Here is a 26,652-nt window from a genome sequence, read left to right on the forward strand (position 1 = left end):
AGGAATGCCGATCGAAGTGCTGATGCCGGCCCTGTCGCCCACGATGACAGAGGGCAAACTGGCCAAATGGCTGAAGAAGGAAGGTGACTCGGTGAAGTCCGGCGACGTCCTCGCCGAGATCGAAACCGACAAGGCCACCATGGAAGTCGAAGCGGTCGATGAAGGCCGCGTCGGCAAGATCCTGATCGCCGAGGGCACCGACAACGTCGCCGTGAACACCCCCATCGCCGTCCTGCTGGAAGAGGGCGAGGACGAGAGCGCGCTGAGCAAGGGCGGCAACGCTCCGGCCGCCGCCGCTCCGGCCGCCCCCGCTCCCGCCCCGGTGGCGGAGGCCGCTCCGGCTCCGGCTCCGGCGCCCACGGTGCCGGCGGCTCCGGTCGCGGCGCCCGCGTCGGACGAGGACCGGTTCATGGCCAAGACCGTCAAGAAGACGGTCCGCGAAGCGCTGCGCGACGCGATGGCCGAGGAAATGCGCCGTGACGACAAGGTCTTCGTCATGGGTGAGGAGGTCGCGCAGTACCAGGGCGCCTACAAGGTGACCCAGGGCCTGCTGCAGGAGTTCGGCGAGCGTCGCGTCATCGACACGCCGATCACCGAGATTGGCTTCGCCGGTCTTGGCGTCGGCGCCGCCTTCAAGGGTTTGAAGCCGGTCGTCGAGTTCATGACCTTCAACTTCGCCATGCAGGCGATCGACCACATCATCAACTCGGCCGCCAAGACGCTGTACATGTCGGGCGGCCAGATGAGCAACTCGATCGTGTTCCGCGGCCCCAATGGCGCCGCTGCCCGCGTCGGCGCCCAGCACTCGCAGTGCTATGCCTCGTGGTACGCCCATTGCCCGGGCCTGAAGGTCGTGTCGCCCTGGTCGGCGGCCGACGCCAAGGGCCTGCTGAAGGCGGCGATCCGTGACGCGAACCCCGTCGTCTTCCTCGAAAACGAGATCCTCTACGGTCAGAGCTTCGAGGTTCCGGAGGACGAGGACTTCGTCCTGCCGATCGGCAAGGCCAAGGTCGAGCGCGCCGGCAAGGACGTGACGATCACCGCCTTCTCGATCATGGTCGGCCATGCCCTGGCCGCCGCCGAGATCCTGGCCAAGGAAGGCATCGACGCGGAGGTCATCAACCTGCGCACGATCCGTCCGCTGGACACCGAGACCATCGTCAACAGCGTCAAGAAGACCAACCGTCTCGTCTCCGTCGAGGAGGGCTGGCCCTTCGCCGGCATCGGTTCGGAAATGTGCGCGCTGATGATGGAGCAGGCGTTCGACTATCTCGACGCTCCGGTGGCCCGCGTGGCCGGCCTGGACGTGCCGATGCCCTACGCCGCCAACCTGGAAAAGCTGGCGCTGCCGCAGGTCGATCACATCGTCAAGGCCGCCAAGCAAGCCTGCTATCGTTGAGAGGAGGGCTGATAGGATGACCGTTCAGATTCTGATGCCTGCCCTCTCGCCCACGATGACCGAGGGCAACCTCGCCAAGTGGCTTAAGAAGGAAGGCGACACGGTGAAGTCCGGCGACGTGCTCGCCGAGATCGAAACCGACAAGGCCACCATGGAAGTCGAAGCGGTCGATGAAGGCCGCATCGGCAAGATCCTGATCCCGGCCGGCAGCCAGGGCGTGGCGGTGAACACCCCCATCGCCATCCTGCTGGAAGAGGGCGAGGACGAGAGCGCGCTGGCGTCCGCCGGTTCCGCTCCGGCCCCGGCAGCAGCGGCTCCGGCCGCCGCCCCGGCGCCCGCCGCAACCCCGGCTGCCGCCGCTGCTCCGGCTCCGGCCGCGCCTGCTGCCGCTCCGGCGGCGGCTGGCGAGCGCGTGTTCGCCAGCCCGCTGGCCCGCCGCATCGCCGAGCAGGCCGGCGTCGACCTGAAGACCGTCAAGGGCACCGGCCCGCACGGCCGCATCGTCAAGGCCGACGTCGAGGCCGCCAAGGCCGCCGGCCCGGCCAAGGCCGCTGCCGCCCCGGCTCCGGTCGCCGCTCCGGCTCCCGCTGCTGCACCGGCCCCGGCTCCCAAGGCCGAAGGTGTGGATGCCAAGGCGCTCGCCGACAAGCTGGGCATGGCCTACACCGCCGTGCCGAACAGCGGCATGCGCAAGACCATCGCCAAGCGTCTGGGCGAGGTGAAGCGCACGGTCCCCGACTACTTCCTGACGGTGGATGTCGAGATCGACGCGCTGATGAAGGTCCGTGCCGAGTTGAACGGCCGGTCCGACGCCTACAAGCTGTCGGTGAACGACTTCATCATCCGCGCCGTGGCGCTGGCGCTGAAGAAGGTTCCGGCGCTGAACGCCGCCTGGACCGATGAGGCGATGCTGCAGTTCCAGCATGCCGACATCTCGGTCGCCGTCGCCACCCCGACCGGGCTGATCACCCCGATCGTCAAGAAGGCGGAGACCAAGGGTCTGGCCGACATCTCCAACGAGATGAAGGTGCTGGCCAAGAAGGCGCGCGACAACGCGCTGAAGCCGGAAGAGTATCAGGGCGGCACCATCTCCATCTCCAACCTGGGCATGATGGGGATCAAGCAGTTCCAGGCGATCATCAACCCGCCGCAGGCCTGCATCCTGGCGGTCGGCGCCAGCGAGCAGCGCCCGGTGGTCAAGGACGGCGCTCTGGCCATCGCCACGGTGATGAGCCTGACCGGCACCTTCGATCACCGCGTGGCCGATGGCGCCGTCGGTGCGGAATTCCTTGGAGCGGTGAAGAAGCTGCTCGAGGATCCGCTCTCGATGCTGCTCTGACGGTTAGAGGACCGGTTCCATGTCGAAAAGCCTTGCCCCGCTCCGCGCCGAGATCGACGCCATCGACGACGAGATTGTCGCGTTGCTGGGCAAGCGCCTGTCCGTCGTCCACCGCGTCGCAGCGGTGAAGATGGCGGAGAACCTGCCGGCCGTCCTGCCCGACCGCGTCGAAGCGGTCAAACGGCGGGCGGCCGAGGCGGGTTTGGCGTACGGCCTGGATCCGGACTTCATGGCCACCCTGTACCAGACGATCATCGACGAGGCGTGCCGGGTCGAGGAAGGCATCTTTGCCGCCGGCCGCGAGGATGCGCCTCGCTCCTGAATGGGGAGAACACCCTTGGCCGACATCAATTACGACGTCATCGTCATCGGCGGCGGGCCGGGCGGCTATGTGGCGGCGATCCGCGCCGCGCAGCTGGGCCTGCACACCGCGGTCATCGAGCGTGAAAACCTGGGCGGCATCTGCCTGAACTGGGGCTGCATCCCGACCAAGGCGCTGCTGCGCTCGGCCGAGGTGCTGCATCTCGCCAAGCACGCGTCCGATTATGGCCTGGTCATCCAGAACCCGTCCTTCGACCTCGACAAGGTCGTCGCCCGTTCGCGCAAGGTCGCCGGCCAGCTTAACGGCGGCGTCAAGCACCTGCTGAAGAAGAACAAGGTCGCGGTGATCGAGGGCTCCGCCAAGCTGCTCGGCAAGGGGCAGGTGGCGGTTTCCAAGGGCGAAGCCCCGGTCGGCACCTTCGGCGCCAAGCACATCATCATCGCCACCGGTGCCCGTGCCCGCACGCTGCCGGGCCTGGAGGATGACGGCAAGCTGGTCTGGACCTACCGCAAGGCGATGACCCCGGATGCCATGCCGAAGTCGCTGCTGGTCATCGGCTCCGGCGCCATCGGCATCGAGTTCGCCAGCTTTTACAATGCGCTCGGCGCCAAAGTCACCGTGGTCGAGGTGATGGACCGCATCCTTCCGGTGGAGGATGAGGAGATCTCGGGCTTGGCCCGGAAAGCCTTCGAAAAGCAGGGCATGCGCATCATCACCGGCGGCAAGGCCGGCAACCTGCGCAAGGCCGCCGACAGCGTGACCGTGGCCGTCGAAGCCGGTGGCAAGACCGAGGACATCACGGTCGACCGCGTCATCGTCGCTGTCGGCATCAGCCCGAACACCGAAAACCTCGGCCTGGAGAACACCAAGGTCAAGACCGACCGCGGCCACATCCAGGCCAACGGCATGTGCGAGACCGACGAGCCGGGCGTGTACGCCATCGGCGACGTGACCGGCGCTCCCTGGCTCGCCCACAAGGCCAGCCACGAGGGTGTGATCGTGGCCGAGCACATCGCCGGCAAGCATCCGCATGCGCTGAACGTCCGCAACATCCCGGGCTGCACCTATTCGCACCCGCAGATCGCGTCGGTCGGTCTGACGGAGAAGAAGGCGAAGGAAGCCGGCTACGAGATCAAGGTCGGCCGCTTCCCGTTCGTCGGCAACGGCAAGGCCATCGCGCTCGGCGAGCCGGAAGGCCTGATCAAGACCATCTTCGACGCCAAGACCGGCGAGATGCTGGGCGCCCACATGATCGGCGCGGAAGTGACCGAGCTGATCCAGGGCTATGGCATCGCCAAGTCGTCGGAGCTGACCGAGGCCGAGCTGATGCACACGGTGTTCCCGCACCCGACCCTGTCGGAAATGATGCATGAGTCGGTCCTTGATGCCTATGGCCGGGCGATCCACTTTTAACTAATGTTTCCGAGGTGACGTTCTTCCCAGCCGGATGGGGCCATGGATCGCAGCAGCGCCGCGTATGACGAAGATTTCTACGCCTGGACCCAAGCCCAGGCGCAGGAGCTTCGCCGTGCCGGCGCCGAGCGGAACAATGCCCCGGTCGACTGGGAGAACGTCGCCGAGGAGATCGAGTGCATGGGCCGCAGCCAGAAGTCCGAGATTGACCATCGCCTTGGGGTTCTGCTGGTCCATTTGCTGAAATGGATGTTCTGCCCTGACCTGCGGGAACGGTGCGAGCGCGGCTGGCGCCTGACCGTCCGGGAGCAGCGCAAGAAGCTGATCCGCGAGATCAAGGACAGCCCAAGCCTTCGGCCCTACATTGCCGACGTTTTCGCCGATGTATACTCGGATGCCCGCCTGCGGGCAGCCGTCGAGGCGGATACCCCTGACGGCCATTTCCCGGTCGAGCCGCCTTTCACGCTTGACCAGGCGCTCGATCCGGCCTATCCGGCCGAACTGTTTCCGCCGGAATGGCGGGTTTGACATCCTCATCGCACCTATTGTCGGGGCCGGGGCATCGCGTCGGCCATCGGGAGCTTTAGACCATGACCCTCGTCGACCAGACCGAGAAGCTGCGCCACCCCGAAAAGGCCCATAAGCCCGACAACCCCATCCAGCGCAAACCGGCCTGGATCCGGGTCAAGGCGCCGATGAGCCAGGAATACAACGAGACCCGCCAGTTGATGCGCGGTTTGAAGCTGAACACCGTGTGCGAAGAGGCCGCCTGCCCGAACATCGGGGAGTGCTGGAAGCAGAAGCACGCCACCTTCATGATCCTGGGCTCCATCTGCACGCGCGGCTGCGCTTTCTGCAACGTGGAGACCGGGCGTCCGGATCTGCTCGACCCGCATGAGCCGGAGAAGGTCGCGGAGGCCGTCGGTCAACTGAAGCTTTCCCACGTCGTCATCACCTCGGTCGACCGCGACGATCTGGCCGACGGCGGCGCCGAGCATTTCGCTCGCACCATCCGCGCCATCCGCGCCGCCTCGCCGACGACGACCATCGAAATCCTGACCCCCGACTTCCAGAAGAAGAAGGGCGCGGTCGAGGTGGTGGTGGAGGCCAAGCCGGACGTGTTCAACCACAATCTGGAAACCGCGCCGCGTCTCTACCCGACGATCCGTCCCGGTGCGCGTTACTTCGCCTCGCTGCAGCTGCTGGCGCGGGTGAAGGAGCTGGATCCGACGATCTTCACCAAGTCCGGCCTGATGGTCGGCCTGGGCGAGACGAAGGAGGAGATCGGCCAGGTGATGGACGATCTTCGCTCGGCCGATGTGGACTTTCTGACGATTGGGCAGTATCTCCAGCCCACGCCCAAGCATGCGGCGGTGGATCGCTTCGTGACTCCTGAGGAGTTCGACGGTTATTCCACTGTTGGCCGCGGCAAGGGCTTCCTGCTGGTGGCCTCGTCGCCGCTGACGCGCTCGTCCTATCATGCGGGTGCGGATTTCGAGAAGCTGCGCGAAGCCCGGCTGCGCAAGCTGGGGGTCGCCGCCGCCTGATCCAGGCGGTTCAATAAGAAAGGACATGGTACGGGCATGCCGACGCACGCGGAGAAGAAGGTTCTTCCCTACACGCCCCAGCAGATGTACGACCTGGTCGCGGACGTGGAGAAGTATCCGGAGTTTCTGCCCTGGTGCCTGGCGGCCCGCATCCGCAAGCGCGAAGACAACGTGATGTTCGCGGACCTGATCATCGGCTTCAAGATGGTCCGCGAACGCTTCACCTCACGGGTGGAACTGCACGAGCCCGACTGCCGGATCAACGTGCAGTACACCGACGGGCCGTTCCAGTATCTGAACAATCACTGGATCTTCAACGAGCATCCCGGCGGCTGCTGCGTCGACTTCTTCGTCGATTTCGAGTTCCGCTCGAAGATGCTGCAGAAGATCATGGGCCTGCTGTTCAATGAGGCTGTCCGCCGCATGGTGCAGGCCTTCGAAACGCGCGCGGCCCAACTTTACGGGCCGGGCCGGGCGACGCAGCCGGCCTGACGCCGGCCGCGGACGATTGAGGTGGGTGGTCGGTCAGCTCTTGTCCGACCACAGTTCCCCGCCACTCGCCCAATCGCTCTTCTTCACGTCCTGAAAGATGATGTCCACCGCGGACGGCGAGCAGCCGAGGACCTTAACGGTCGCCTCGGTCAACGCCTTGGCGTATTCGCGCTTCTGTTCGACGGTGCGTCCTTCGAACAGCTGGATGTTGATGGTCGGCATTGGGTGTTTTTCCTTCGTGGTCAATAGCTTATCGGCGAGTCTTCAGCGCAGGCTTCCGGTCGGCCGGGCAAGCCGCAGTCGCTCCAGCGCCGCCTGGACCGTCGCCATCCGAACGGCGTCGCGGTCGCCGGGAAAGGTGTATTCCTTGGCCTTGGCAGCCCCGCCGCGCACGGCGGTGGCGACATAGACCCGGCCCACCGGTTTGGTTTCCGTGGCTCCACCGGGGCCGGCGATCCCCGTCACCGCCACCGTCACGTCGGCCCGCGATTTCGCCAGCGCGCCGACCGCCATGGCAACCGCCACCTCGGGGCTGACGGCGCCATGGGCATGCAGCAGGCTGGCCGGAACGCCCAGAAGCTCCGTCTTGGCGATGTTGGTGTAGGTGACGAAGCCGCGGTCGACCACCTTGGACGAGCCGGCTATGTCGGTCAGGGCGCCGGCGATCAGGCCGCCGGTGCAGGATTCGGCCGTCGCCAGCATGAAGCCGGCGAGGCCGTATTCGGCAAGCGTCTGGGCGGCGAGGTCGCGGATGATCTCGGGAAACATGACGGCCTCTCCCGGTTCGTATCGTTGGTCGGGATGTTAGCCCGGAAGTCGGACGGTCGCCACAGCCTGTGCCGCAATACCCTCGCGCCGGCCGGTGAAGCCGAGCTGCTCGGTGGTGGTCGCCTTCACGCTGACCCGTCCGACCTCGATGCCCAGAATCTGGGCAATGCGTTCGACCATGGCGGCGCGGTGGGGGCCGACCTTCGGTCGCTCGCAGATGATTGTCACGTCGGCATGGGCGATGACGCCGCCGCGCTCCGCCACCAGATCGGCGGCATGGCGCAGGAACTTGGCGCTGTCGGCCCCGCGCCAACGCGGATCGGTCGGCGGAAAGTGGCTGCCGATGTCGCCGGCAGCCAGCGCACCGAGAATGGCGTCGGTCAGGGCATGCAATCCGACATCCGCGTCGGAGTGGCCTTCCAGCCCATGGCTGTGGGGAACGCGCAGGCCGCAGAGCGTCACGAAATCGCCGTCGGTGAAGCGGTGGACATCGAAACCGCTGCCGGTCCGCACGTCCCACAGGCTGCTCATGATCGCGCGGGTGGCGCGGGTCAGGTCGTCGGGGGTGGTCACCTTGAAATTGTCCTCCTTGGACGGCACCAGCGCCACGGTCAGTCCGGCGCGCTCCGCCACTGCGGCATCGTCGGTCAGCGACAGGCCGGCGGCGGCCCGGTGCGCTTCGAGAATGGCGGAGAAGCGGAAGCCCTGCGGTGTCTGCGCCCGCCACAGCCCGTCACGGTCGACCGTGCCGGCGATGGCGTCCCCGCTGCCGCGCTTCAGCGTATCGGCCACCGGCACCGCTGCGATGGCGCCCGGCGTGCTGTCCAGTGCCGCGATCACCGCAGCGATGGTGTCCGCATCGATCAGTGGGCGGGCGGCGTCGTGGATCAGCACGAGATCGGGTGCGCCGTCGGCGGCCAATACCTCCAGCCCATTGCGGACCGAGTCCTGACGGCTGGCGCCGCCGGCAACCGGGTCGGGCAGGGCGAGTCCGGACAGGGCGGCGTCACAGGCATCGCGCCAGGTCGGGTCGATCACCACGCGCACGCCGGTGACCTGCGGATGGCCCAGGAAAGCTTCCACCGTCCGGCGCAGCACCGGCTTGCCGGCGAGGTCGAGATACTGCTTCGGCCGCTCGGCCCCGAACCGCTGTCCGGACCCTCCGGCCACGATCAAAGCAATACAGGTTGGGGCGATGCAGGTGGGCATAAGGCAAACCGTAAGATATGATAGCCACTTGACGGAAACGTCGCGGAGCCTAGCCTGTCGCCGTGGTTCCGCCAAGTGCCGAGCCTTGCCGCCGAGATGCTCCGGACAATGTCAGGGAGCCGGCCGGCACGCTCCGGCAGCATGATGGCGGAAAGACGGGAGTGCATTCGGGTCCATGTCGCAGAACATCTTTTTGAGCCTGACGGCGCTGGTGGCCCTGGTGCCTGCCGCCCTCTACCCCTACCGGCGGATCGCGGGGCAGGGCGTGGAGGGACGCGGCTGGGCTTTCTGGGGCGCGTTGTTGCTCGCCGCCGCCGGGCCCGGCATGTGGGCGATCCTCCAGGTTGCCGGTCAGTGGCAGACCGGATTCTCGACGGCGCTGTGGGTGACGACGGCCGCCTGCATGGCGCTGTTCATCGGGTTGAGCCTGTTCCATGCCACCGCCTGGAGGCTGGCGCCGCTGCTGCTGCCCTATCTGCTGGTGGTCTGCCTGCTGGCGACCCTGACCGAGGATGCGCCGGCGCCGATCCTTCGCGGCAATGCGCCGGGCGTGTGGATCGACCTGCACATCGCCGTGTCGGTCTTCACCTATGCCCTGCTGACGCTCAGCGCCGTGTCGTCCTTCGCCGCGGTGATCCAGACCCGGGCGCTGAAGTCCAAGCGGCCGACCCCGCTCAGCCGCTTCCTGCCGCCGGTGGCGGAGAGCGAGCGGCTGCAACTGCGCCTGCTGATCGCGTCGGAAGTGGTGCTGGGTGCCGGCCTCGCCACCGGTATGGCGGTGCTCTATTTTGAGCAGGGGCTGCTGTTCCGCACCGATCATAAGAGCCTGCTGTCGCTCGCAACCTTCATCGTGATCGGAATCCTGCTGCTTGCCGAATACCGGACCGGGGTGCGCGGACGGACGGCGGCGCGCACCATGCTGATCGTCTACCTGCTGGCGACGCTTGCCTATCCCGGCGTCAAGTTCGTCTCGAACGTGCTGATCGGGCAGTGGACCTGGAGCTGAGCCGGAAATCGGCGCAAGCCGATGCAAGATCATGGGTTTAGGGCAGGGCCTGAGCGCGGCGGTCGGGCTTCGCCCTTGCACACGACTGTCGCCACGTGATAACTTGCCCAAATTGACGGCACTTTGTTGATTTGCCCATCAATCGGGCAGGTGAGAATGACCATACAAATCGGACCCATCACGCTCGCCGGACCGGTGATCCTGGCGCCCATGTCGGGTGTCTCCGACCTGCCGTTCCGCCGTCTGGTGAAGCGCGCGGGCTGCGGCCTCGTCGTGTCTGAGATGATCGCCAGCCAGGCGATGATCCGCGAGAACTGCCAGACTCTGCGCATGGTGGAAACCGAACCGGAAGAGTTTCCGATGGCGGTCCAGCTCGCCGGCTGTGAGCCCGAGGTGATGGCCGAGGCGGCGAAGCTGAACCAGGACCGCGGCGCCGCGGTCATCGACATCAATTTCGGCTGCCCGGTCAAGAAGGTGGTGAACGGCCATGCCGGCTCCTCCCTGATGCGGGACGAGGCACTGGCCGGCCGCATCCTGGAGGCGGTGGTGAAGGCCGTCAGCATTCCGGTGACGCTGAAGATGCGGCTGGGCTGGGACGATACCAACCGCAACGCCCCCAATCTCGCCCGCATCGCCGAGCAGTGCGGCATCAGGATGGTGACGGTCCATGGCCGCACCCGCATGCAGTTCTACACCGGCACCGCCGACTGGACCTATGTCCGCCATGTGAAGGAGACGGTGAAGATCCCCATTGTCGTCAACGGCGACATCGCCAGCTTCGAGGCGGTGGGCCGTGCCCTCGCCGAATCCGGCGCCGACGGTGTGATGATCGGGCGCGGCAGCTATGGCCGCCCCTGGTTCCCGTCGCAGGTCATGCACTATCTGCGCACCGGCGAGACGCTGCCCGACCCGCCGCTGCCCGAGCAGATGGACACGCTGCTGGAGCATTTCGACAGCATGCTGAGCCATTACGGCACGGACGGCGGCATCAAGGTCGCCCGCAAGCATGTCTCCTGGTACTCGACCGGTCTGCGTGGCTCCAACGAGTTCCGGCAGGAGGTCAACCAGCTGGGCGACCCGAACGCGGTGCGCGAGCGCATCCGTGCCTTCTATGAACCGGCAATCGAAAGGATGGCCGCCTGATGGATCCCGTACCGATGACCGCTCCGGGCCAGCGTGGCCGCAACCGGTCGGGTGCCGCCAGAGCGCCGCGGCTGGACTCGCTGGTGGTGCTGAACAGCCTGCCCGATCCGGTGCTCGTGGTAGACGGCAACGGCGACATCCGCTTCGTCAATCTGGAAGGGCAGGAGTTCTTCGACCTGTCCGCCAACGCCATGGAAGGCATGCCGCTGCCGGAACTGCTGCCGCCGGACAGCCCGGTGATGGGCCTGATCGAACAGGTGCGCCGGGGCAGCCGCCGGGTGTCGCAGGACGGTGTCATCATCGACACGCCCCGCATCGGCCCGCACCATGTGACGGTGCAGGTGGCGACCATGGGCGACCCGCCCGACCATGTGGTGCTGACCATCCATGAGCGGTCGCTCGCCCGCAAGATCGACCATTCGCTGACTCACCGCCACGCTGCGCGCTCCGTCACCGCCATGGCGGCGATGCTGGCCCATGAGGTGAAGAACCCGCTGTCCGGCATCCGCGGCGCCGCCCAGCTGCTGGAGGAAAATGCCAGCGACCAGGACCGGGTGCTGACCCGCCTGATCTGCGACGAGGCCGACCGCATCGTCGCGCTGGTCAACCGGATGGAGGTGTTTTCCGACGAACGACCGCTGGAACGTGCCGCGGTGAACATCCACACCGTTCTGGAACATGTGCGGAAAGTGGCTCAGAGCGGTTTTGCCCGAAAAATACGCTTTGTCGAGCGGTACGACCCGTCATTGCCTCCTGTTTACGGCAATCGCGACCAACTTGTGCAGGTTTTCCTGAATCTGGTCAAAAATGCGGCAGAGGCTGCACCGGAATCGGGCGGCGAGATCACGCTGACGACCTCCTACCAGCATGGTGTGCGCATGGCGCTGCCCGGCGGGGACGTGCGCCGGCACCTGCCCCTACTGGTGACGGTTCAGGATAACGGCGACGGCATTCCGGAAGACCTTCAGTCCAATCTGTTCGATCCGTTCGTGACCAGCAAAGTGAACGGAACTGGCCTTGGTCTTGCATTGGTGGCCAAACTGATAGGCGACCATGGCGGAACCATCGAGTTCGACAGCCAGCCTCGCCGGACCGTCTTCAAGGTGTCGCTGCCGATGTACGATGATTCGAAATACGATGAACCGAAACTTTCCGGGGACTCGAAGATTTCTGACGCTGGCTTGCAGTCCAAGGGCGGCCGGGGGACTCGTTGATGAGCGCAGCGACCATTCTCATCGCGGATGACGACCGCGCCATCCGCACCGTCCTGACGCAGGCCCTGGGCCGGCTGGGGCACGAGGTTCGCACCACCGGCAACGCCGCGACGCTGTGGCGCTGGGTTGCGGACGGGCAGGGCGATCTGGTCATCACCGACGTGGTGATGCCGGATGAAAACGGCCTGGACCTGATCCCGCGCATCAAGAAGCTGCGGCCCGAAATGCGCGTCATCGTGATGAGCGCGCAGAACACGCTGATCACCGCGGTGAAGGCGGCGGAACGTGGGGCCTTCGAATATCTGCCCAAGCCGTTCGACCTGAAGGAACTGGTTTCCGTCGTCGAACGCGCGCTGAACACCAACACCCCGCCGGCCGCCGTGCCGGGCGGCGACATGGAGGGAGAGGAACAGCTGCCGCTGATCGGCCGCTCGCCCGCCATGCAGGAAATCTACCGGGTGCTGGCCCGCCTGATGGGCACCGACCTGACGGTGATGATCACCGGCGAGTCCGGCACCGGCAAGGAACTGGTCGCCCGCGCGCTGCACGATTACGGCAAGCGGCGCAACGGCGCCTTCGTCGCCATCAACATGGCCGCCATCCCGCGCGAACTGATCGAATCCGAACTGTTCGGCCATGAGAAGGGCGCTTTCACCGGCGCCACCAACCGGTCGACCGGCCGGTTCGAGCAGGCGCAGGGCGGAACGCTGTTCCTGGACGAGATCGGCGACATGCCGCTCGATGCCCAGACCCGGCTGCTGCGCGTGCTGCAGGAGGGCGAATACACCACCGTCGGCGGGCGCACCGCGATCAAGACCGACGTGCGCATCATCGCGGCGACCCACCGCGACCTGCGCACCCTGATCCGCCAGGGGTTGTTCCGCGAGGATCTGTTCTACCGCCTGTGCGTGGTGCCGATCCGCCTGCCGCCCCTGCGCGAGCGGACGGAAGACATCCCGCTGCTGGTCCGCCATTTCCTCAATCTCGGCATCAGCCAGGGACTCCCGGCCAAGAGCATCGACCAGGCGGCGATGGACCGGCTGAAGCGCTATCGCTGGCCCGGCAACGTCCGTGAACTGGAAAACCTCGTCCGCCGTCTGGCCGCGCTCTACTCGCAGGAGGTGATCGGGCTGGATGTGGTGGAGGCGGAACTCGCCGACGCCACCCCGGCCGCCCAGCCGGTGGAGGAGCCGCAGAGCGAGGGCCTGTCCTCGGCCGTTGAGCGCCACCTGAAGGACTATTTCGCCGCCCACAAGGACGGCATGCCGTCCAACGGCCTGTATGACCGGGTGCTGCGTGAAATCGAACGGCCGCTGATCTCGCTCAGCCTGTCGGCAACCCGTGGCAACCAGATCAAGGCGGCACAGCTGCTCGGTCTGAACCGCAACACGTTGCGGAAGAAGATCCGCGACCTCGATATCCAGGTGATGCGCGGTATCAAATAAGCCGCATCCGGCAGTGCGTGCGGGAGGTCCGCCACAGCGGCCGATCCGTGCCAAAATTGTGACACACCCCGGTCGAGGGCGGCGGCCAGACCGCCGCCCATTCATCGCGTAGCGCCTTCTGCACCTCTTCTGACGCCTTCCGGCGTAGACTGTGCTGTCCGAAAGGCAGATTCGTTGAGGCTTGGCAGGGCCGCAACAGAGGTGTATCTTTCCGGCAACAGATTAGCGCCGGATCATGCCACCGAATTCCGACATCGCAGCAGCCGGCCAAAGGCCGGTCTGGCAGAAGATTCTTCAATGGTCCAGGCGGGTCGGCCTGGGCAAGCGGCTGGCCTTTGCCCTATCGCTGGCGGCCCTGGCCGCCGGGTTCGCCACCTATGCGGCGATGACGGAAAGTGCGCCGTTCGGTCAGGCCAACCCGCGGACCGTCACGCTTCTGCTGACGCTCGACCTTGCGATCCTGCTGACGTTGGGCGTTCTGATCGCGCGGCGTATCGTCGCCATCCTGATCGGGCGGCGGCGCGGGCTGGCGGGGTCGCGGCTGCACACCCGTCTGGTTCTGGTGTTCAGCGTGCTGGCGGTGGCGCCGGCCATCATCATGACCGTCTTTTCCACCCTGTTCTTCTATGTCGGGGTGCAGAGCTGGTTCAGCGACCGCGTCCGCACGGCGGTAAACGAATCCCTGGTGGTGGCCAGCGCCTACCTGCACGAACACCAGCAGAACATCCGCGCCGACGCACTGGCGATGGCCAACGACCTGTCGCAGGAGGCGCGCTTCTCCAGCGACCCCGAGCGGTTCGAGCAGGTCGTCGCCACCCAGGCGATGCTGCGTACGCTGTCGGAAGCGATCGTCTTCAACGGCACCACCGGCGCCATCGTTGCGCGGGCCGGCTACACCTTCACCCTGGAATTCGAACCGATCCCGGAAGACAAGATCCAGCAGGCCCGCACCGGCGAGGTCGCGCTGATCGTCAAGGAATCCGACGACCGTGTCCGCGCCCTGGTCAGCCTGGACCGGGTGTCGGACACCTTCCTCTATGTCGGCCGCATGGTGGAGCCGCGGGTGCTCCAGCACATGGCCTCGGCCGAGGGGGCGGTGAAGGAATACACGGCGCTGGAGAATCAGCGCGGCAGCCTGCAGGTCACTTTCACGCTGATCTTCCTGGTGGTGGCGATGCTGCTGCTGCTGGCGGCGGTATGGGCCGGGCTGAACTTCGCGACCCGGCTGGTCCGCCCGATCAGCGCCCTGATCGGCGCCGCCGAGCGGGTGCGCGCCGGCGACCTGACCGTCCGCGTGTCGGAACCGCCGGGCGAGGACGAGTTCGTCCTGCTGTCGCGTGCCTTCAACCGCATGACCACCGAGATCGAAGGGCAGCGGCGGGAGCTGCTGTCGACCAACCGGCTGCTCGACGAGCGCCGCCGCTTCACCGAGACGGTGCTGTCCGGCGTGTCGGCCGGCGTGCTGGGTGTCGATGCCGACGGCGTCATCAACCTGCCGAACCTGTCCGCCGCCCGCCTGCTGGGCGAGGAGGATCCGGAACGGATGATCGGCATGTCGCTGGTCGAGCTGCTGCCCGACATCAGCGACCTGCTGGAAAACGCGCCGAAGAAGCCCGGCCGCGTGGTGCAGGACCAGATCCAGATCCGGCGTCCGGGCAAGACGACGCTGACCCTGCTGGTCCGCATCGCGGCGGAGGTGCGCGACGGCAATGTGCGCGGCTATGTCGTCACCTTCGACGACATCACCGAACTGGTGTCGGCGCAGCGCAAGGCGGCCTGGGCCGACGTGGCGCGCCGCATCGCGCATGAGATCAAGAACCCGCTGACGCCGATCCAGCTGTCGGCCGAACGGCTGCGCCGCAAATATCTGAAGGAGATCTCCAGCGATACGGAGGTCTTCACCATGTGCACCGACACCATCGTCCGGCAGGTCGACGACATCCGCCGCATGGTGGACGAATTCTCCGCCTTCGCACGGATGCCGCAGCCGGTGATGAAGCCGGTCAACATCAACGATCTGGTCCGGCAGGCGGTGTTCCTGCAATCGAGCGCCCATTCCGGCAGGATCCGCTTCGACACCCGGCTGCCGTCCGGACCGCTGACGGTGGCCTGCGACAGCCGGCAGATCTCCCAGGCGCTGACCAACCTGCTCCAGAACGCGGCCGACGCCATCGAAGGGCGCACGCCGCCGGCCGACGGGTCGGAGATGCCGCCCGGAGAGGTGGCGATTGCGGTGGAGGACGACGGCGAGAAGGTCGTCGTCACCGTACAGGACAACGGCAGGGGCCTGCCCGGCGGCGAACAGCGCGACCGGCTGACCGAACCCTATGTGACGACGCGGGCCAAGGGCACCGGGCTGGGGCTCGCCATCGTCAAGAAGATCATGGAGGACCATGGCGGCGTGCTGACCCTCGAGGACCGCGAAGGCGGACCCGGGGCGCGCGTGACCCTGGTCATTCCACACCCGGTTACGGTCGCGAACGACGCGGGCGGCCGTGACGACAGGCCGGCGGAGACCGGCGGAGAGATGAGGCACGAAGCCCATGGCGCATGACATTCTGATCGTCGATGACGAAGCCGATATCCGGATGCTGATAGCCGGCATCCTGAACGACGAAGGCATCAAGACGCGCGAAGCCGCCGATGCCGATCAGGCCTTCGCCCAGGTGGCGGCGCGCCGGCCGAGCCTCGTCGTGCTCGACATCTGGCTCCAGGGCAGCAGGCTGGACGGCCTGCAGATCCTGGAACAGCTGATGCGGGATCATGCCAACCTGCCGGTCATCATGATCTCCGGCCACGGCAACATCGAAACCGCGGTTCAGGCGATCAAGGTCGGCGCCTACGACTTCATCGAGAAGCCGTTCAAGGCCGACCGCCTGCTGCTGATGGTGGACCGCGCCATCGAGGCGGCGCGGCTGAAGCGCGAGAACCAGGAATTGAAGCTGCGCGCCGGCGGCGACGCAGAGCTGATCGGCAAGTCGTCGGCGGTCAATCAGGTGCGCCAGTCCATCGACAAGGTGGCGCCCACCGGCAGCCGTGTCCTGATCTCCGGCCCGCCCGGTGCCGGCAAGGAGGTGGTCGCCCGGCTGATCCATGCCCGCTCCCGCCGGGCCGGCGGTCCCTTCGTCGGGCTGAACTGCGCCACCATGCGGCCGGAACGGCTGGAGATGGAGCTGTTCGGCACCGAGGCCGGCGTCGATGGTCCCGGCCGCAAGATCGGCACCTTCGAGCAGGCCCATGGCGGCACGCTGCTGCTGGACGAAGTCGCCGACATGCCGCTGGAGACCCAGGGCAAGATCGTCCGCGCCCTTCAGGAGCAGGTGTTCGAGCGCGTCGGTGGCGGACAGCGGGTCGAGGTGGATGTGCGCGTCATCGCCACCTCCAACCGCGACCTCCAGGCGGAGATCGAGCAGGGGCGCTTCCGCCAGGATCTGTTCTACCGCCTGTCGGTGGTGCCGATCCGTGTACCGTCGCTTGCCGAACGGCGCGAGGACATCCCGGTGCTGGCCCGCCATTTCATGCAGCGCTCCGCAGAAGCGTCCGGCCTGCCGACCCGCGAGTTCGGCGAAGACGCCATGGCCGCCCTCCAGGCCTATGACTGGCCGGGGAACGTGCGCCAGTTGCGCAACGTCGTGGATTGGCTGCTGATCATGGCCCATGGCGACCCCAAGGAGCCGATCCGCGCCGACACCCTGCCGCCGGAGATCGGCGCCATCACGCCGACGGTCCTGAAATGGGACAAGGGCGGCGAGATCATGGGGCTGCCGCTGCGCGAAGCCCGCGAGGTGTTCGAACGCGAATATCTGCTGGCCCAGGTCACCCGCTTCGGCGGCAACATCTCCCGCACCGCCTCCTTCGTCGGCATGGAACGCTCCGCCCTTCACCGCAAGCTGAAGTCGCTGGGCGTCCATGGCAGCGAGAAGGGGAAGATGTTCCTCGAGTGATCGGTGCAATCGCTCGACGCCAACGGCTTCTCAGTCCGTCCGTCATTCCCGCGAAGGCGGGAATCCAGCGTCTGTACGGAAGTGACTATGGGTCAGCCTGGATCCCCGCCTTCGCGGGGATGACCTCCGCGTGAGGGAGTCGGCTTCGCGCCGATCATGTTCACGCCTGCCGGAGTATCTCCTTGTCCTCCCCCATCACCCTGCCGCGCGCCGTCATCTATGACTGGGACAACACCCTGGTCAGCAACTGGGACACGGTGCGCGAGGCGCTGAACCATGCGCTGGTGTCCTTCGGTCTTGCCCCCTGGAGTGCCGAGGAAGCGCGCGAGCGGATCAAGGCATCGCTGCGCGACAGCTTCCCGCGCATTTTCGGCGAGCGCTGGACCGAGGCGCGTGACCTGTTCTACGCCTATTTCGCCGCCCACCATCTGGACGGGCTGACGCCGTTGCCGGGTGCCGAGACGCTGCTGCGCCATTTCCACGAGCAGGGCGTCTATCAGGCCGTGGTCTCCAACAAGAACGGCAAGTTCCTGCGGGCGGAGGCCGACGCCCTGGGCTGGACCCGGTATTTCGGCAAGCTGGTCGGCGCGCAGGACGCCGAGTTCGACAAGCCGCACGTCGCCCCCGTGCGGATGGCGCTGGAACCGGCGGGGATCGCGCCGGGTGGGGATGTCTGGTTTCTCGGCGATGCCGACATCGATATGGAATGCGCCCATGGCGCCGGTCTCGTTCCGGTGCTAATAGGGCTGGGCGAGGGGAGTGGCTTCGACCGATTCCCGCCCGCCCATCGCCACACCGACTGTACGGCGCTCCACAGCGTCCTGTATGGCTTGGTGGACGGCAATGGTGATACCATATCCCTGCAAACGGCTGTCGAGACGGTACCAACGCGGACCACACCTACACCGTGAAACGGGGAGCGGACCGCCTAAAAAGGGGTCCCAAGAACATTGAAGAAGGGGGCATGAAAAATGTCTGAAAAAAGCCAGAACGTGCAGGACGTGTTTCTCAATCACGTCCGTAAGAACAAGACTCCCGTAACCGTCTTTCTCGTGAACGGCGTGAAACTCCAGGGCATCATTACTTGGTTCGACAACTTCTCGGTACTTCTGCGGCGCGACGCGCATTCGCAGCTCGTCTACAAGCACGCAATCTCGACGGTTATGCCGGCCCATCCCATTCAACTTTTCGAGCCGCCCAAGGAAGGTGAAAGCGTCTGATCCCTTGACCAATGGTAACGGCGCGGCCCCTGACGGCGCCGCGCGGGCCATCGTGGTCCACCCCGTCCTCCGCAGTGAGGCGGACGGGGACATGCGCCCTCCCGAATCGCGGCTTGAGGAGGCGGTCGGTCTTGCCCAAGCCATTCAGCTGGACGTCGTCCATGCCGAATGCGCCAAGGTGAACCGGCCGCAACCGTCGACCCTGCTCGGCTCCGGCACGGTGGAGCATCTGGCGCAGGTGGTGGAAGAGGCCGAGGCGACGCTCGTCATCCTCGACCATGCCCTGTCGCCGGTGCAGCAGCGCAACCTCGAGCGGTCGCTGAAGGCCAAGGTCATCGACCGCACCGGCCTGATCCTGGAGATCTTCGGCGCCCGCGCCCGGACGCGCGAAGGCATGCTCCAGGTCGAGCTGGCTTCGCTGACCTACCAGAAGTCCCGGCTGGTGCGGTCCTGGACCCACTTGGAACGGCAGCGCGGCGGCTTCGGCTTCCTCGGCGGCCCCGGCGAATCGCAGCTTGAGCTTGACCGCCGCCTGATCGGCGACCGGATCATCAAGATCAAGAAGGAACTTGAGGAGGTGCGGCGCACCCGCGGCCTTCACCGCAAGGCACGTGCGAAGGTGCCTTATCCGGTGGTTGCTCTGGTCGGCTATACCAACGCCGGCAAATCGACGCTGTTCAACCGGCTGGCGAATGCCGACGTCTTCGCCCAGGACCTGCTGTTCGCCACGCTCGATCCCACCATGCGGCAGGTGACCCTGCCGTCGGGGCGCAAGGTGATCCTGTCGGACACGGTCGGCTTCATCTCCGACCTGCCGCACGGCCTCGTCGCCGCCTTCCGCGCCACGCTGGAGGAGGTGGACGCCGCCGACATCATCCTGCATGTCCGCGACATCGCCCACATCGACAGCGACGCCCAGAAGGCCGACGTCCATGAGGTGCTGTCCGACATGGGCATCGACCCGGAGGCGGACGACCGGGTGATCGAGGTGCTGAACAAGATCGACGCGCTGGACGAGGAGAGCCGTGCGGCGATCCTGGCCCAGACCGGCCGCAATCCGCGTGCGGTGGCGGTCTCCGCCCTGTCCGGCGAGGGGATCGACGACCTCGACCGCCTGCTGGACCAGCGGATGAACGTCAACCGGCAGGTCGTCGACCTCTCGGTCGACCTTGGCGACGGTGCTGCGCTCGCCTGGCTCTACGCCAGGGGCGAGGTGCTGGACCGGCGCGACGACGAGGAACATGCGCATCTGCATGTCTCCATCGATCCCGTCGATCTCGCCCGGTTCGAAAAGCGGTTCCAACCCGACAGTCAGCCTGAACCGCAACCTTAGGCGGTGCTGTCGGGTGCCCTGGCTAAACGGAAAGGGGTGTGGACAGGACTATGACCTGTTGCACCCCACTCCGGTCTTAAGACGAATGCGGCGTGGTTATTTCTCCGTTAGGGTCCGATGATGGGAAAGGAGCGGTCGTGCTCCCCCTTGAGGAGGACTGCCAATGCGGTTGCAAACCGATCCGTCGTGCTTCTCGATTACGGCATTTCTCGCCGATCAGGTAGCTCTCGTCGCCCGTCAGGAGAATCTGCCGCCGGGTGCGGCCCTGCTGCGCCTGCAGGAGCTTTCTCGCACGCCGGAAGGCCGTACCACCCTGATGCATCTGATCGAGGCCGCCGGCGAGCGGGAACCGAACGCCGATGAGGTCGCGAAGATTTCGGCGATCTGCCGTGAACTGACTGCCTGGGGCTATGGCGGCTTCACCGGTAGCCCCCGCCATGAACCGCACCACGATCAGCGCGCCGCGGCATGACGGTGATTTGACACATGCTTGAGGGATGACGGCGCCTGCGATGGCAGGTCATAATGAGCCGTTCGCCATCGCCGCGGTCCCGAATTGCTCCGTTTCCCTTCCCGAACCATCCTGACCGGTGCCGGCCGTCTGATGCCGGCGCTGCCGCTGTTGCTGGCATTCGTCCAGCCACTGGCGGCGGCGGAGCCGCTGCGACCGGGAACCCCGCTGCCGCCCGGCTATGTGGAAGAACCGGAGACCCCACCCGAGGACCCGCTTCCTCCGCCGCCGAAGCCGCTGTCGGTGGCGCCCGATGAGCCGCAGGTCGTCGCTCCCGATGCAGCCGGTCTGCTGAAGGACTGCAAGCAGCAGACCTTCACCGACTGCTTTCGCCTGTGGCAACCCCCGCCGCCGCCGCCCGAATCTGAGAAGGATACCGCTGCGGCGCCTCCGCCTCCGCCGCCACCCGACCCCAAGGCGCCACGCCAACCGGCGCAGGGCGGTCCCGTACCGCCTCCGCAGCCTGATGCAGCCAAGGAAGCCGCCGCCGCCGCGGCCGACCGCGCCACCTTCGATGCGCTGTCGGAGGCGCTGAAGGACAGTGGGCTGGACGGCAAGGTGCTGCTGACCGACCCGAAGGGCGGCGATCCCGTTTTGAAGCTGGACAGCGTACCTGGCAGCAAGCCGGCGGCGAAGCGCTGATCCTCTCCGAACTCAAACTTCAAGGGGCCAACCGACCATGACGGGCTTCCCACTCCCCGACATCGACCGCGTCGCCGATCTGATCCGCTCCGTCGCCCGGATGGAGATCATGCCCTATTTCCAGAAGCTCGACGCCGCCGGCATCCGGCAGAAGACCGGCCCGACCGATCTCGTCACGCTGGCCGACGAGGCGGCGGAGCGGGCCTTGACCCCGGCTCTGTCGGCGCTGCTGCCAGGCAGCCGCGTCGTCGGGGAGGAGGCCGCCTCCGAGGACGAGCGCGTGCTCGACCGCATCCATGGCGACGATCCGGTCTGGATCATCGACCCGGTGGACGGCACGATCAATTTCGCCCAGGGACGGCCGATGTTCGCGGTGATCGTCGCGCTTGCCTGCAAAGGGGAGACGGTCGCCGGCTGGATCCACGATCCGGTCGATGGCCGGATGGCGACGGCGGTGAAGGGGCAGGGGGCCTGGCTCGACGGTCGCCGTGTCCATGTCGCACCGGCCGTTCCGTTGCCGCAGATGGTCGGAGCACTGTCCACGCGCTTCTGCAGTGCTGAGATGGGGCGCCAGTTGGAAGAGCGCAGCGTCGGGCTGGCGGACCGCGTGTGCCTGTCGAGCGCCGCCCAGGAGTATCTGCGCCTGCTGGACGGGCGGGCGCATTACTCGCTCTATCACCGGCTGATGCCGTGGGACCATGCGGCCGGCGTCCTGCTGCATGCCGAGGCCGGCGGCTATTCGGCGCTGATCGACGGGACGCCCTACCGGCCGGGGCTGCTGAACGGCAGCATCCTGCTGGCGCCCGACCGCGAAAGCTGGCAGGCGCTGCATGGACAGCTGTTCGGCTGAGTGCGTGTCGGGTGCAGGAGGCCGACAGCCCTCCCGCGCCCCTTCAATGCGCCAGCAGCGCCGGCAGGGCCAGCCCGTCCAGCACCGTGCGGGTCGCCCCGCCCAGCACCAGTTCACGCAGGCGGGAGTGGCCGTAGGCGCCCATCACCAGCAGGTCGGCGCCCTGGTCGGTGCAGCAGGACAGGATCATGTCGCCGACCTCGCCACCGGACGCGATGACCGACTGTGGACGGGCGGCGATGCCGTGGCGGTGCAGCCAGTCGACCAGGGTGGCGGCCTCCCTGCTCTGTTGCCCGAGTGGTTCCACGGTCAGCACGGTGACGGACTCCGCCGCCTCCAGGAAGGGCATGGCGGCGCGGACCGCACGCGTGGATTCGCGTGTGTTCTTCCAGGCGATCAGCACATGGCGGCCGATGGGGGCCGCAGCCGGCTGCCTCGGCGGCAGGATCAGGACCGGCGTTGCGGTCTCCAGCGGCAAACGGTCGGGGATGTGGTGCAGCGACACCCGCTCGCCCGCCCGCACGGCCGCGGATTGCGCAACGACGATCAGGTCGGCATAGGCGGCGCGCTCGGCCAGCAGATCGACATGGTCACCCTCTTCGACCGTCCAGTCGTAGGGCAGCCCGTCAAGCGACTTGCGGACCTCCTGCTCGATCCGCTCGGCATTCTCGTGGGCGATGGCGGTCGCCTCCGCCATGAAGCCATAGGATGCGGCGCGGCCGGTCGCGCCCGCCGGCATCGACACCGGGGTGGCGATGTAGAGCGCCTGGATATGGGCGGAGAAACGCTTGGCTAGGGCCGCCGCCACCGCCAGACGGCTGGCGTGGGCGTCGTCGTTGGCCATGTGCAGCAGGATGGTCTTGATCGGCATGCCTTCGCGTCTCCCAACATTATGATCGGTCCACCATCAGCCGGCGGAGCGGTTTCCCTCTAGGTAACGCTCCGCCGGGGTCGATGGCAACGCCGGTCACAAGGGAAAGGGAGGCGGTTACTTCACCATCACCGCATACTGGTCGACCGGGGCCACCGCCTTGATCAGACCGCGGGCCTTCAGGAACTCGGCGAAACGGGTATATCGCTCGGCATCCAGCGCGGCCGGGCTGTGAGAGAAGCGTGGCAGCGTGTCGGCCCAGGCGCGGCGGTTCAGTTCGTCATTCAACTCCGGCCGGCCCTTGACGAAGGCGGCCTGCGATTCCTCCGGATGGTTCAGGATGTAGAGCGTCGCCCGCTCCACCGCCGCCAGGAAGCGCTTGAAGCGCGGATCGTTCGCCTTGTCCTTGCGGGCGACCAGAATCAGCTCGTCATAGGGCGGAACGCCCTCTTCCTCGGGATAGAAGGCACGGCCGGGGTGCTTCTCGATCTCCATCTGGTTCAGTTCGAAATTGCGGAAGGCGCCGACCACCGCATCGACCTGACCCGACAGCAGCGACGGCGACAGGGAGAAGTTGACGTTCACCAGCTCGACATCCTTGAGGCTCAGCCCCTGCTTCTCCAGCATGGCGCCCAGCAGCGCGTCCTCGAAGCCGGCGATGGAGTAGCCGATCTTGCGGCCCTTCAGATCCTTCAGAGTCTTGACCGGCCCGTCGCGCAGCACGACGACCGAGTTCAGCGGCGTGGACACCAGCGTGCCGATGCGGACCAGCGGCAGCTCTTCCGCCACCTGCAGGATCAGCTGCGGCTGGTAGGACACGGCGATGTCGGTGCCACCGGCAGCCACCAGCTTCGGCGGGTCGTTGGGGTCGGCTGGGGCGGTCAGCGTGACCTCAAGCCCGGCATCCTTGAAGAAGCCCTTCTCCTGCGCCACCACCAGTGGGGCGTGGTCCGGGTTGACGAACCAGTCCAGCATCACGGACAGCTTGTCCTGGGCAAGCGCGGGAAGCGAGGTCATCAGGCCGGCAGCGATCAGGCCGGCGGTGAAAAGATGCTTCATCGGGTGTCTCTCCCCCTTCAAGGGTTGGCGTCTTCGGCAGGTTGGGTATCGGGTTGCCAGGGCAGGGCACGGCGGGCCAGCGCATCGACGGCGGCATACAGCGTCACCGCGAACAGCCCCAGCACCAGCACGGCGGCGAACAGAAGGTCGATCTGCATGCGGGCATTGGCGTGCAGCATCAGGTAGCCAAGGCCGGAGGACGACCCCACCCATTCGCCGATCACCGCCCCGATGGGCGCCACGGCGGCGGCCACCCGCACGCCGGACCAGAAGGCGGGCAGGGCGGCCGGCAGGCGGATGCTCCACAGGATCGCGGCGGGCGAGGCGCCCATGGTGCGCGCAAGGTCAAGCCAGCCGGGGTCGGTGCGCCGCAGCCCGTCGAACAGCGCGGTCGTCACCGGGAAATAGATGACCAGCACCGCCATGGCGATCTTGGACGCCATGCCATAGCCGAGCCACAGCACCAGCAGCGGCGCCAGCGCGAAGACCGGGATGGCTTGGCTGACCAGAAGCAGCGGCATCAGCCAGCGCCGCGCCGTGCGGAATCGCGCGAGCAGCAAGGCGCTGACCCCGCCCAGCGCCACGCCAGCCACCAGCCCGATCAGAATCTCGGCCAGCGTGGTCAGGCCATGGGTCAACAGCAGAGGGGCTTGCCGCTGCATGGCGTCCGCCACCGCCAGCGGACCGGGCAGCAGGTAGCGCGGCAGCCCGGTGGCCCAGACCAGCGCCTGCCAGCCGGCGACCAGCACCAGCAGGGTGATCGCGCCGCGCAGCAGCCCCTTCATTCCGCCAGCCTCCGCAACAGTTCGGCCTGATGCGCCAGCAGGTCCGGATCGTCGACACGGCGCGGCACCGGGCCGGAGGGCTCCAGCGCCGGCCCCATGACGGCCGGCCGGCCGGTCATCACATGCAGGCGGTCGCCGATGCGCAACGCCTCCAACGGGTCATGGGTGACCATCAGGACGGTGCGGCCGGCCAGCGTCTCCGCCGCCGTTTCCTGCAAGCGCAGCCGGGTGATGGCATCGAGCGCGGAGAAGGGCTCGTCCATCAGGACCAGCGGCTTGTCCTCCATCAGGGTGCGGGCCAGCGCCACGCGCTGCTTCTGCCCGCCTGACAACGCGGCGGGACGGTCGCGCTCGCGCCCCGCCAGGCCGACGCGGTCCAGCAGCTCGCGGGCCTGCTCCACCCGTGCCGGGTCGGGACGGCGGTGGCGCAGCCGGTCGCCGAGCAGGACATTGTCGAGAACGGTCAGCCAGGGCAGCAGCAAATCCTGCTGCGCCATGTAGGCGATCCGGCCGGCCAGCGGCTGCCGGTCGCCGGTGACCACCTCGGTCGGCGGCTCCGGCTCGGCCAGACCGGCGAGGATGCGCAGGAGCGTGGTCTTGCCGACGCCGCTCGGCCCCAGCAGGCAGGTGGTCCGACCGGCCGGCAGTTCCAGCGTCAGGTCGGAGAAAAGCAGCGTGCCGCCATAGGTCAGCCGCGCGCGCGAGATGGTCACCGAAAGCGGCGTCATCGCAGGCACGCGGGCATGCATGGTGGACTGGCGGAGATGGAGAGGGTGCGGTCCCGCATCACTGATCCCTACGCCGGCATGAACCGGATCAGGTTCCAGGGGTCGTCCCGCAACAGGACCTCTCAGCCGCCCATCGGCTCCCCCCAGTGAAGGCGGCGACTATAGGCGCGGACGATCCGTAACCGCAAGCATTGCCGGATGCAGGTTCCGGCATGCGGAAGCGGGCGGCTTGACCGCACCGCCGCGGCGCCTAGTTTCTGACGGGCATCGAGGAGTGCCCGTCCTGACCACGCCCTTCCGCACACCGCTGTTCATCGGCGGGGAAATCTACCGCGGCTCGACCTATGGGCCGAAGCATCCGCTGGCGATTCCACGCGTGTCGACCGCCATCGACCTCAGCCGCGCCATGGGCTGGCTGCCGGACGAGGTCTATCTCGACACCCATGTGGCGAGCGAACGCGAACTGGCGCGCTTCCACACGTCCAACTACATCGCCGCGCTGAAGCGGGCGGAGGCCGAGCAGCGGGTCGACGAGGCGACCGCCACCCGCCACAATCTGGGCAAGCTGGAAAATCCCGTCTTCGCCGAGATGTACCGGCGGCCGGCCCACAGCAGCGGATCGGCTTTGCAGGCGGCCAGGATTCTCGGCGACCGGCCGGCCGGTCTTGTCTATGCGCCGGCCGCCGGGACGCATCATGCGCGGCGCGACCGGGCCAGCGGCTTCTGCTATTTCAACGCACCGGTTCTCGGCATTCTGGAATTGCTGGACCATGGGCTGGAGCGGGTCCTCTACGTCGATCTCGACGCCCATCATGGCGACGGGGTGGAGGAGGCCTTCGCCGACGACGACCGGGTGCTGACCCTGTCCATCCATGAGGATGGGCGGTGGCCCTACACCGGCAAGGCGGAGGACCGCGCCGGCGGCATGGCCCGCAACCTGCCGGTGCCGCCGGGCTTCAACGACAGCGAGATGGAACATGTGATGGAGGCGGCGGTCCTGCCGCTGGCCCGTTCCTTCCGTCCGCAGGCGATGGTGATCCAGACCGGCGCCGATGCCTTGGCCGAGGATCCGTTGAGCCGGCTGGAGCTGTCCAACCGCGCGCTGTGGGATGCCGTGGCGGCGCTGCTTCCCCTGGCGCCGCGGGTGCTGGTGGTCGGAGGCGGCGGCTATAACCCCTGGTCGGTCGGGCGTTGCTGGGCCGGGATCTGGGCGGTGATGAACGGCATCGATCCCGCCGTGCGGCCGACGGCGGAGGCGGAGGCGGTGCTGCGCGCCCTGACCTGGAACCGCGCCGCCGGCCGCAACCCGCCGGACCATTGGTTCACCACGCTGGGTGACGAACGGCGGCCGGGTCCGGTGCGGGACGCTGTGAAGCGGGTGGCCGGGATGGCCTTGTCCTGAAGGGGGGCGC

At 67.1% G+C, this 26,652-nt stretch carries 27 protein-coding genes and 1 riboswitch; of the genes, 20 read left to right on the plus strand and 7 right to left on the minus strand.

Features of this window, described 5'->3' with window-relative positions:
• The first annotated feature begins 4 nt into the window (after positions 1 to 4).
• From ABNQ39_RS04550 to ABNQ39_RS04580, 7 genes are all read left to right on the plus strand, one after another.
• Positions 5 to 1,399 carry a pyruvate dehydrogenase complex E1 component subunit beta gene (locus tag ABNQ39_RS04550; RefSeq protein WP_376959218.1) on the plus strand — a complete coding sequence of 465 codons (1,395 nt, stop codon included), beginning with the start codon at positions 5 to 7 and terminating at the stop codon, positions 1,397 to 1,399.
• 16 nt (positions 1,400 to 1,415) lie between these two features.
• A complete protein-coding gene (locus tag ABNQ39_RS04555; protein ID WP_376959220.1) occupies positions 1,416 to 2,738 on the plus strand; it encodes a pyruvate dehydrogenase complex dihydrolipoamide acetyltransferase in 1,323 nt (440 codons plus the stop codon).
• A 19-nt stretch (positions 2,739 to 2,757) separates the two neighbouring features.
• A complete protein-coding gene (locus ABNQ39_RS04560; RefSeq protein ID WP_063634466.1) occupies positions 2,758 to 3,060 on the plus strand; it encodes a chorismate mutase in 303 nt (100 codons plus the stop codon).
• Between the two features lie 15 nt (positions 3,061 to 3,075).
• Positions 3,076 to 4,473, plus strand: coding sequence for a dihydrolipoyl dehydrogenase (gene lpdA, locus ABNQ39_RS04565; protein WP_376959221.1), 1,398 nt, complete (start codon positions 3,076 to 3,078; stop codon positions 4,471 to 4,473).
• A 42-nt stretch (positions 4,474 to 4,515) separates the two neighbouring features.
• A complete protein-coding gene (locus ABNQ39_RS04570; protein WP_376959222.1) occupies positions 4,516 to 5,001 on the plus strand; it encodes a DUF29 domain-containing protein in 486 nt (161 codons plus the stop codon).
• Positions 5,002 to 5,063: 62 nt separating this feature from the next.
• Positions 5,064 to 6,020 carry a lipoyl synthase gene (gene lipA / locus ABNQ39_RS04575; protein WP_109096348.1) on the plus strand — a complete coding sequence of 319 codons (957 nt, stop codon included), beginning with the start codon at positions 5,064 to 5,066 and terminating at the stop codon, positions 6,018 to 6,020.
• A 36-nt stretch (positions 6,021 to 6,056) separates the two neighbouring features.
• A complete protein-coding gene (locus tag ABNQ39_RS04580; protein ID WP_109049901.1) occupies positions 6,057 to 6,512 on the plus strand; it encodes a type II toxin-antitoxin system RatA family toxin in 456 nt (151 codons plus the stop codon).
• 33 nt (positions 6,513 to 6,545) lie between these two features.
• Here the strand turns inward: ABNQ39_RS04580 and ABNQ39_RS04585 are convergent, their stop codons facing one another.
• From ABNQ39_RS04585 to ABNQ39_RS04595, 3 genes are read right to left on the minus strand one after another with little or no spacing between them, the layout of a single operon-like run.
• The gene (locus ABNQ39_RS04585; RefSeq protein ID WP_376959223.1) at positions 6,546 to 6,758 is read right to left on the minus strand and encodes a 4-oxalocrotonate tautomerase; all 213 of its coding nucleotides are present in this window, start codon (positions 6,756 to 6,758) and stop codon (positions 6,546 to 6,548) included.
• Positions 6,759 to 6,776: 18 nt separating this feature from the next.
• Positions 6,777 to 7,280: a CinA family protein gene (locus tag ABNQ39_RS04590; protein WP_376959224.1), complete on the minus strand. Its 504-nt coding sequence runs from the start codon at positions 7,278 to 7,280 to the stop codon at positions 6,777 to 6,779.
• Between the two features lie 36 nt (positions 7,281 to 7,316).
• A complete protein-coding gene (locus ABNQ39_RS04595; protein WP_376959225.1) occupies positions 7,317 to 8,489 on the minus strand; it encodes a bifunctional 2-C-methyl-D-erythritol 4-phosphate cytidylyltransferase/2-C-methyl-D-erythritol 2,4-cyclodiphosphate synthase in 1,173 nt (390 codons plus the stop codon).
• Positions 8,490 to 8,664: 175 nt separating this feature from the next.
• Between ABNQ39_RS04595 and ABNQ39_RS04600 the strand changes: the two genes are divergently transcribed.
• The 12 genes from ABNQ39_RS04600 (at position 8,665) to ABNQ39_RS04655 (ending at position 21,797) form a co-directional block, all read left to right on the plus strand.
• The gene (locus tag ABNQ39_RS04600; protein ID WP_376959227.1) at positions 8,665 to 9,495 is read left to right on the plus strand and encodes a cytochrome C assembly family protein; all 831 of its coding nucleotides are present in this window, start codon (positions 8,665 to 8,667) and stop codon (positions 9,493 to 9,495) included.
• Between the two features lie 156 nt (positions 9,496 to 9,651).
• Positions 9,652 to 10,638, plus strand: a complete 987-nt coding sequence (dusB, locus tag ABNQ39_RS04605) for a tRNA dihydrouridine synthase DusB (protein ID WP_376959228.1) — start codon at positions 9,652 to 9,654, stop codon at positions 10,636 to 10,638.
• Between the two features lie 14 nt (positions 10,639 to 10,652).
• The gene (locus ABNQ39_RS04610; protein ID WP_098741078.1) at positions 10,653 to 11,852 is read left to right on the plus strand and encodes a two-component system sensor histidine kinase NtrB; all 1,200 of its coding nucleotides are present in this window, start codon (positions 10,653 to 10,655) and stop codon (positions 11,850 to 11,852) included.
• Positions 11,852 to 13,297, plus strand: a complete 1,446-nt coding sequence (gene ntrC, locus ABNQ39_RS04615; RefSeq protein ID WP_376959230.1) for a nitrogen regulation protein NR(I) — start codon at positions 11,852 to 11,854, stop codon at positions 13,295 to 13,297. The genes ABNQ39_RS04610 and ntrC overlap by 1 nt, the downstream gene beginning before the upstream one ends.
• Positions 13,298 to 13,532: 235 nt before the next feature.
• Positions 13,533 to 15,851 (plus strand): sensor histidine kinase NtrY-like, encoded by a 2,319-nt coding sequence (locus ABNQ39_RS04620; RefSeq protein ID WP_376959231.1) that lies wholly within the window; start codon positions 13,533 to 13,535, stop codon positions 15,849 to 15,851.
• The gene (locus ABNQ39_RS04625) at positions 15,841 to 17,241 is read left to right on the plus strand and encodes a nitrogen assimilation response regulator NtrX (RefSeq protein WP_098739871.1); all 1,401 of its coding nucleotides are present in this window, start codon (positions 15,841 to 15,843) and stop codon (positions 17,239 to 17,241) included. Before ABNQ39_RS04620 ends, ABNQ39_RS04625 begins: the two co-directional genes overlap by 11 nt.
• Positions 17,242 to 17,423: 182 nt before the next feature.
• Positions 17,424 to 18,152: an HAD family hydrolase gene (locus ABNQ39_RS04630; protein WP_376959232.1), complete on the plus strand. Its 729-nt coding sequence runs from the start codon at positions 17,424 to 17,426 to the stop codon at positions 18,150 to 18,152.
• Positions 18,153 to 18,212: 60 nt separating this feature from the next.
• Positions 18,213 to 18,461: an RNA chaperone Hfq gene (hfq, locus tag ABNQ39_RS04635; protein WP_012974114.1), complete on the plus strand. Its 249-nt coding sequence runs from the start codon at positions 18,213 to 18,215 to the stop codon at positions 18,459 to 18,461.
• Positions 18,462 to 18,513: 52 nt separating this feature from the next.
• The gene (gene hflX, locus ABNQ39_RS04640; RefSeq protein ID WP_376959757.1) at positions 18,514 to 19,794 is read left to right on the plus strand and encodes a GTPase HflX; all 1,281 of its coding nucleotides are present in this window, start codon (positions 18,514 to 18,516) and stop codon (positions 19,792 to 19,794) included.
• A 163-nt stretch (positions 19,795 to 19,957) separates the two neighbouring features.
• Entirely contained in the window at positions 19,958 to 20,266 is a 309-nt protein-coding gene (locus tag ABNQ39_RS04645; RefSeq protein ID WP_376959233.1) for a hypothetical protein, read from the plus strand.
• A gap of 132 nt (positions 20,267 to 20,398) precedes the next feature.
• Positions 20,399 to 20,947 (plus strand): hypothetical protein, encoded by a 549-nt coding sequence (locus tag ABNQ39_RS04650; RefSeq protein ID WP_376959234.1) that lies wholly within the window; start codon positions 20,399 to 20,401, stop codon positions 20,945 to 20,947.
• 37 nt (positions 20,948 to 20,984) lie between these two features.
• Positions 20,985 to 21,797 (plus strand): inositol monophosphatase family protein, encoded by an 813-nt coding sequence (locus ABNQ39_RS04655; protein WP_376959235.1) that lies wholly within the window; start codon positions 20,985 to 20,987, stop codon positions 21,795 to 21,797.
• A gap of 43 nt (positions 21,798 to 21,840) precedes the next feature.
• Here ABNQ39_RS04655 and ABNQ39_RS04660 read toward each other — a convergent pair whose 3' ends face one another.
• The 4 genes from ABNQ39_RS04660 to ABNQ39_RS04675 all read right to left on the minus strand — a co-directional run bounded on the left by ABNQ39_RS04660 (position 21,841) and on the right by ABNQ39_RS04675 (position 25,240).
• Positions 21,841 to 22,668 (minus strand): universal stress protein, encoded by an 828-nt coding sequence (locus tag ABNQ39_RS04660; protein ID WP_376959236.1) that lies wholly within the window; start codon positions 22,666 to 22,668, stop codon positions 21,841 to 21,843.
• Positions 22,669 to 22,785: 117 nt separating this feature from the next.
• Positions 22,786 to 23,727: an ABC transporter substrate-binding protein gene (locus tag ABNQ39_RS04665; RefSeq protein ID WP_376959237.1), complete on the minus strand. Its 942-nt coding sequence runs from the start codon at positions 23,725 to 23,727 to the stop codon at positions 22,786 to 22,788.
• 17 nt (positions 23,728 to 23,744) lie between these two features.
• Positions 23,745 to 24,512: an ABC transporter permease gene (locus tag ABNQ39_RS04670; protein WP_376959238.1), complete on the minus strand. Its 768-nt coding sequence runs from the start codon at positions 24,510 to 24,512 to the stop codon at positions 23,745 to 23,747.
• On the minus strand, positions 24,509 to 25,240 hold the full coding sequence (locus ABNQ39_RS04675) for an ABC transporter ATP-binding protein (RefSeq protein WP_376959239.1): 732 nt from the start codon (positions 25,238 to 25,240) through the stop codon (positions 24,509 to 24,511). Before ABNQ39_RS04675 ends, ABNQ39_RS04670 begins: the two co-directional genes overlap by 4 nt.
• A 47-nt stretch (positions 25,241 to 25,287) precedes the next feature.
• Positions 25,288 to 25,394: riboswitch (TPP riboswitch) on the minus strand.
• Positions 25,395 to 25,514: 120 nt separating this feature from the next.
• On the opposite strand from ABNQ39_RS04675, the gene ABNQ39_RS04680 reads away from it, so the two are divergent.
• Positions 25,515 to 26,642: an acetoin utilization protein AcuC gene (locus tag ABNQ39_RS04680; protein ID WP_376959240.1), complete on the plus strand. Its 1,128-nt coding sequence runs from the start codon at positions 25,515 to 25,517 to the stop codon at positions 26,640 to 26,642.
• The last annotated feature ends 10 nt before the right edge of the window (positions 26,643 to 26,652 follow it).

It is taken from the genome of Azospirillum sp. A26, assembly GCF_042604635.1.
Lineage (GTDB): Bacteria > Pseudomonadota > Alphaproteobacteria > Azospirillales > Azospirillaceae > Azospirillum > Azospirillum palustre.

Excerpts from the sequence above, each read along its gene's own strand:
- ABNQ39_RS04595 (WP_376959225.1), bottom strand. The coding sequence starts at position 8,489 with ATGCCCACCTGCATCGCCCCAACCTGTATTGCTTTGATCGTGGCCGGA.
- ABNQ39_RS04625 (WP_098739871.1), top strand. The coding sequence starts at position 15,841 with ATGGCGCATGACATTCTGATCGTCGATGACGAAGCCGATATCCGGATG.
- ABNQ39_RS04670 (WP_376959238.1), bottom strand. The coding sequence starts at position 24,512 with ATGAAGGGGCTGCTGCGCGGCGCGATCACCCTGCTGGTGCTGGTCGCC.
- ABNQ39_RS04580 (WP_109049901.1), top strand. The coding sequence starts at position 6,057 with ATGCCGACGCACGCGGAGAAGAAGGTTCTTCCCTACACGCCCCAGCAG.
- ABNQ39_RS04675 (WP_376959239.1), bottom strand. The coding sequence starts at position 25,240 with ATGACGCCGCTTTCGGTGACCATCTCGCGCGCGCGGCTGACCTATGGC.
- ABNQ39_RS04550 (WP_376959218.1), top strand. The coding sequence starts at position 5 with ATGCCGATCGAAGTGCTGATGCCGGCCCTGTCGCCCACGATGACAGAG.
- ABNQ39_RS04620 (WP_376959231.1), top strand. The coding sequence starts at position 13,533 with ATGCCACCGAATTCCGACATCGCAGCAGCCGGCCAAAGGCCGGTCTGG.
- lipA (WP_109096348.1), top strand. The coding sequence starts at position 5,064 with ATGACCCTCGTCGACCAGACCGAGAAGCTGCGCCACCCCGAAAAGGCC.
- ABNQ39_RS04655 (WP_376959235.1), top strand. The coding sequence starts at position 20,985 with ATGACGGGCTTCCCACTCCCCGACATCGACCGCGTCGCCGATCTGATC.
- hfq (WP_012974114.1), top strand. The coding sequence starts at position 18,213 with ATGTCTGAAAAAAGCCAGAACGTGCAGGACGTGTTTCTCAATCACGTC.
- ABNQ39_RS04645 (WP_376959233.1), top strand. The coding sequence starts at position 19,958 with ATGCGGTTGCAAACCGATCCGTCGTGCTTCTCGATTACGGCATTTCTC.
- ABNQ39_RS04570 (WP_376959222.1), top strand. The coding sequence starts at position 4,516 with ATGGATCGCAGCAGCGCCGCGTATGACGAAGATTTCTACGCCTGGACC.
- ABNQ39_RS04665 (WP_376959237.1), bottom strand. The coding sequence starts at position 23,727 with ATGAAGCATCTTTTCACCGCCGGCCTGATCGCTGCCGGCCTGATGACC.
- ABNQ39_RS04610 (WP_098741078.1), top strand. The coding sequence starts at position 10,653 with ATGACCGCTCCGGGCCAGCGTGGCCGCAACCGGTCGGGTGCCGCCAGA.
- ABNQ39_RS04600 (WP_376959227.1), top strand. The coding sequence starts at position 8,665 with ATGTCGCAGAACATCTTTTTGAGCCTGACGGCGCTGGTGGCCCTGGTG.
- ABNQ39_RS04590 (WP_376959224.1), bottom strand. The coding sequence starts at position 7,280 with ATGTTTCCCGAGATCATCCGCGACCTCGCCGCCCAGACGCTTGCCGAA.
- ABNQ39_RS04555 (WP_376959220.1), top strand. The coding sequence starts at position 1,416 with ATGACCGTTCAGATTCTGATGCCTGCCCTCTCGCCCACGATGACCGAG.
- ntrC (WP_376959230.1), top strand. The coding sequence starts at position 11,852 with ATGAGCGCAGCGACCATTCTCATCGCGGATGACGACCGCGCCATCCGC.
- ABNQ39_RS04660 (WP_376959236.1), bottom strand. The coding sequence starts at position 22,668 with ATGCCGATCAAGACCATCCTGCTGCACATGGCCAACGACGACGCCCAC.
- dusB (WP_376959228.1), top strand. The coding sequence starts at position 9,652 with ATGACCATACAAATCGGACCCATCACGCTCGCCGGACCGGTGATCCTG.
- ABNQ39_RS04560 (WP_063634466.1), top strand. The coding sequence starts at position 2,758 with ATGTCGAAAAGCCTTGCCCCGCTCCGCGCCGAGATCGACGCCATCGAC.
- ABNQ39_RS04650 (WP_376959234.1), top strand. The coding sequence starts at position 20,399 with ATGCCGGCGCTGCCGCTGTTGCTGGCATTCGTCCAGCCACTGGCGGCG.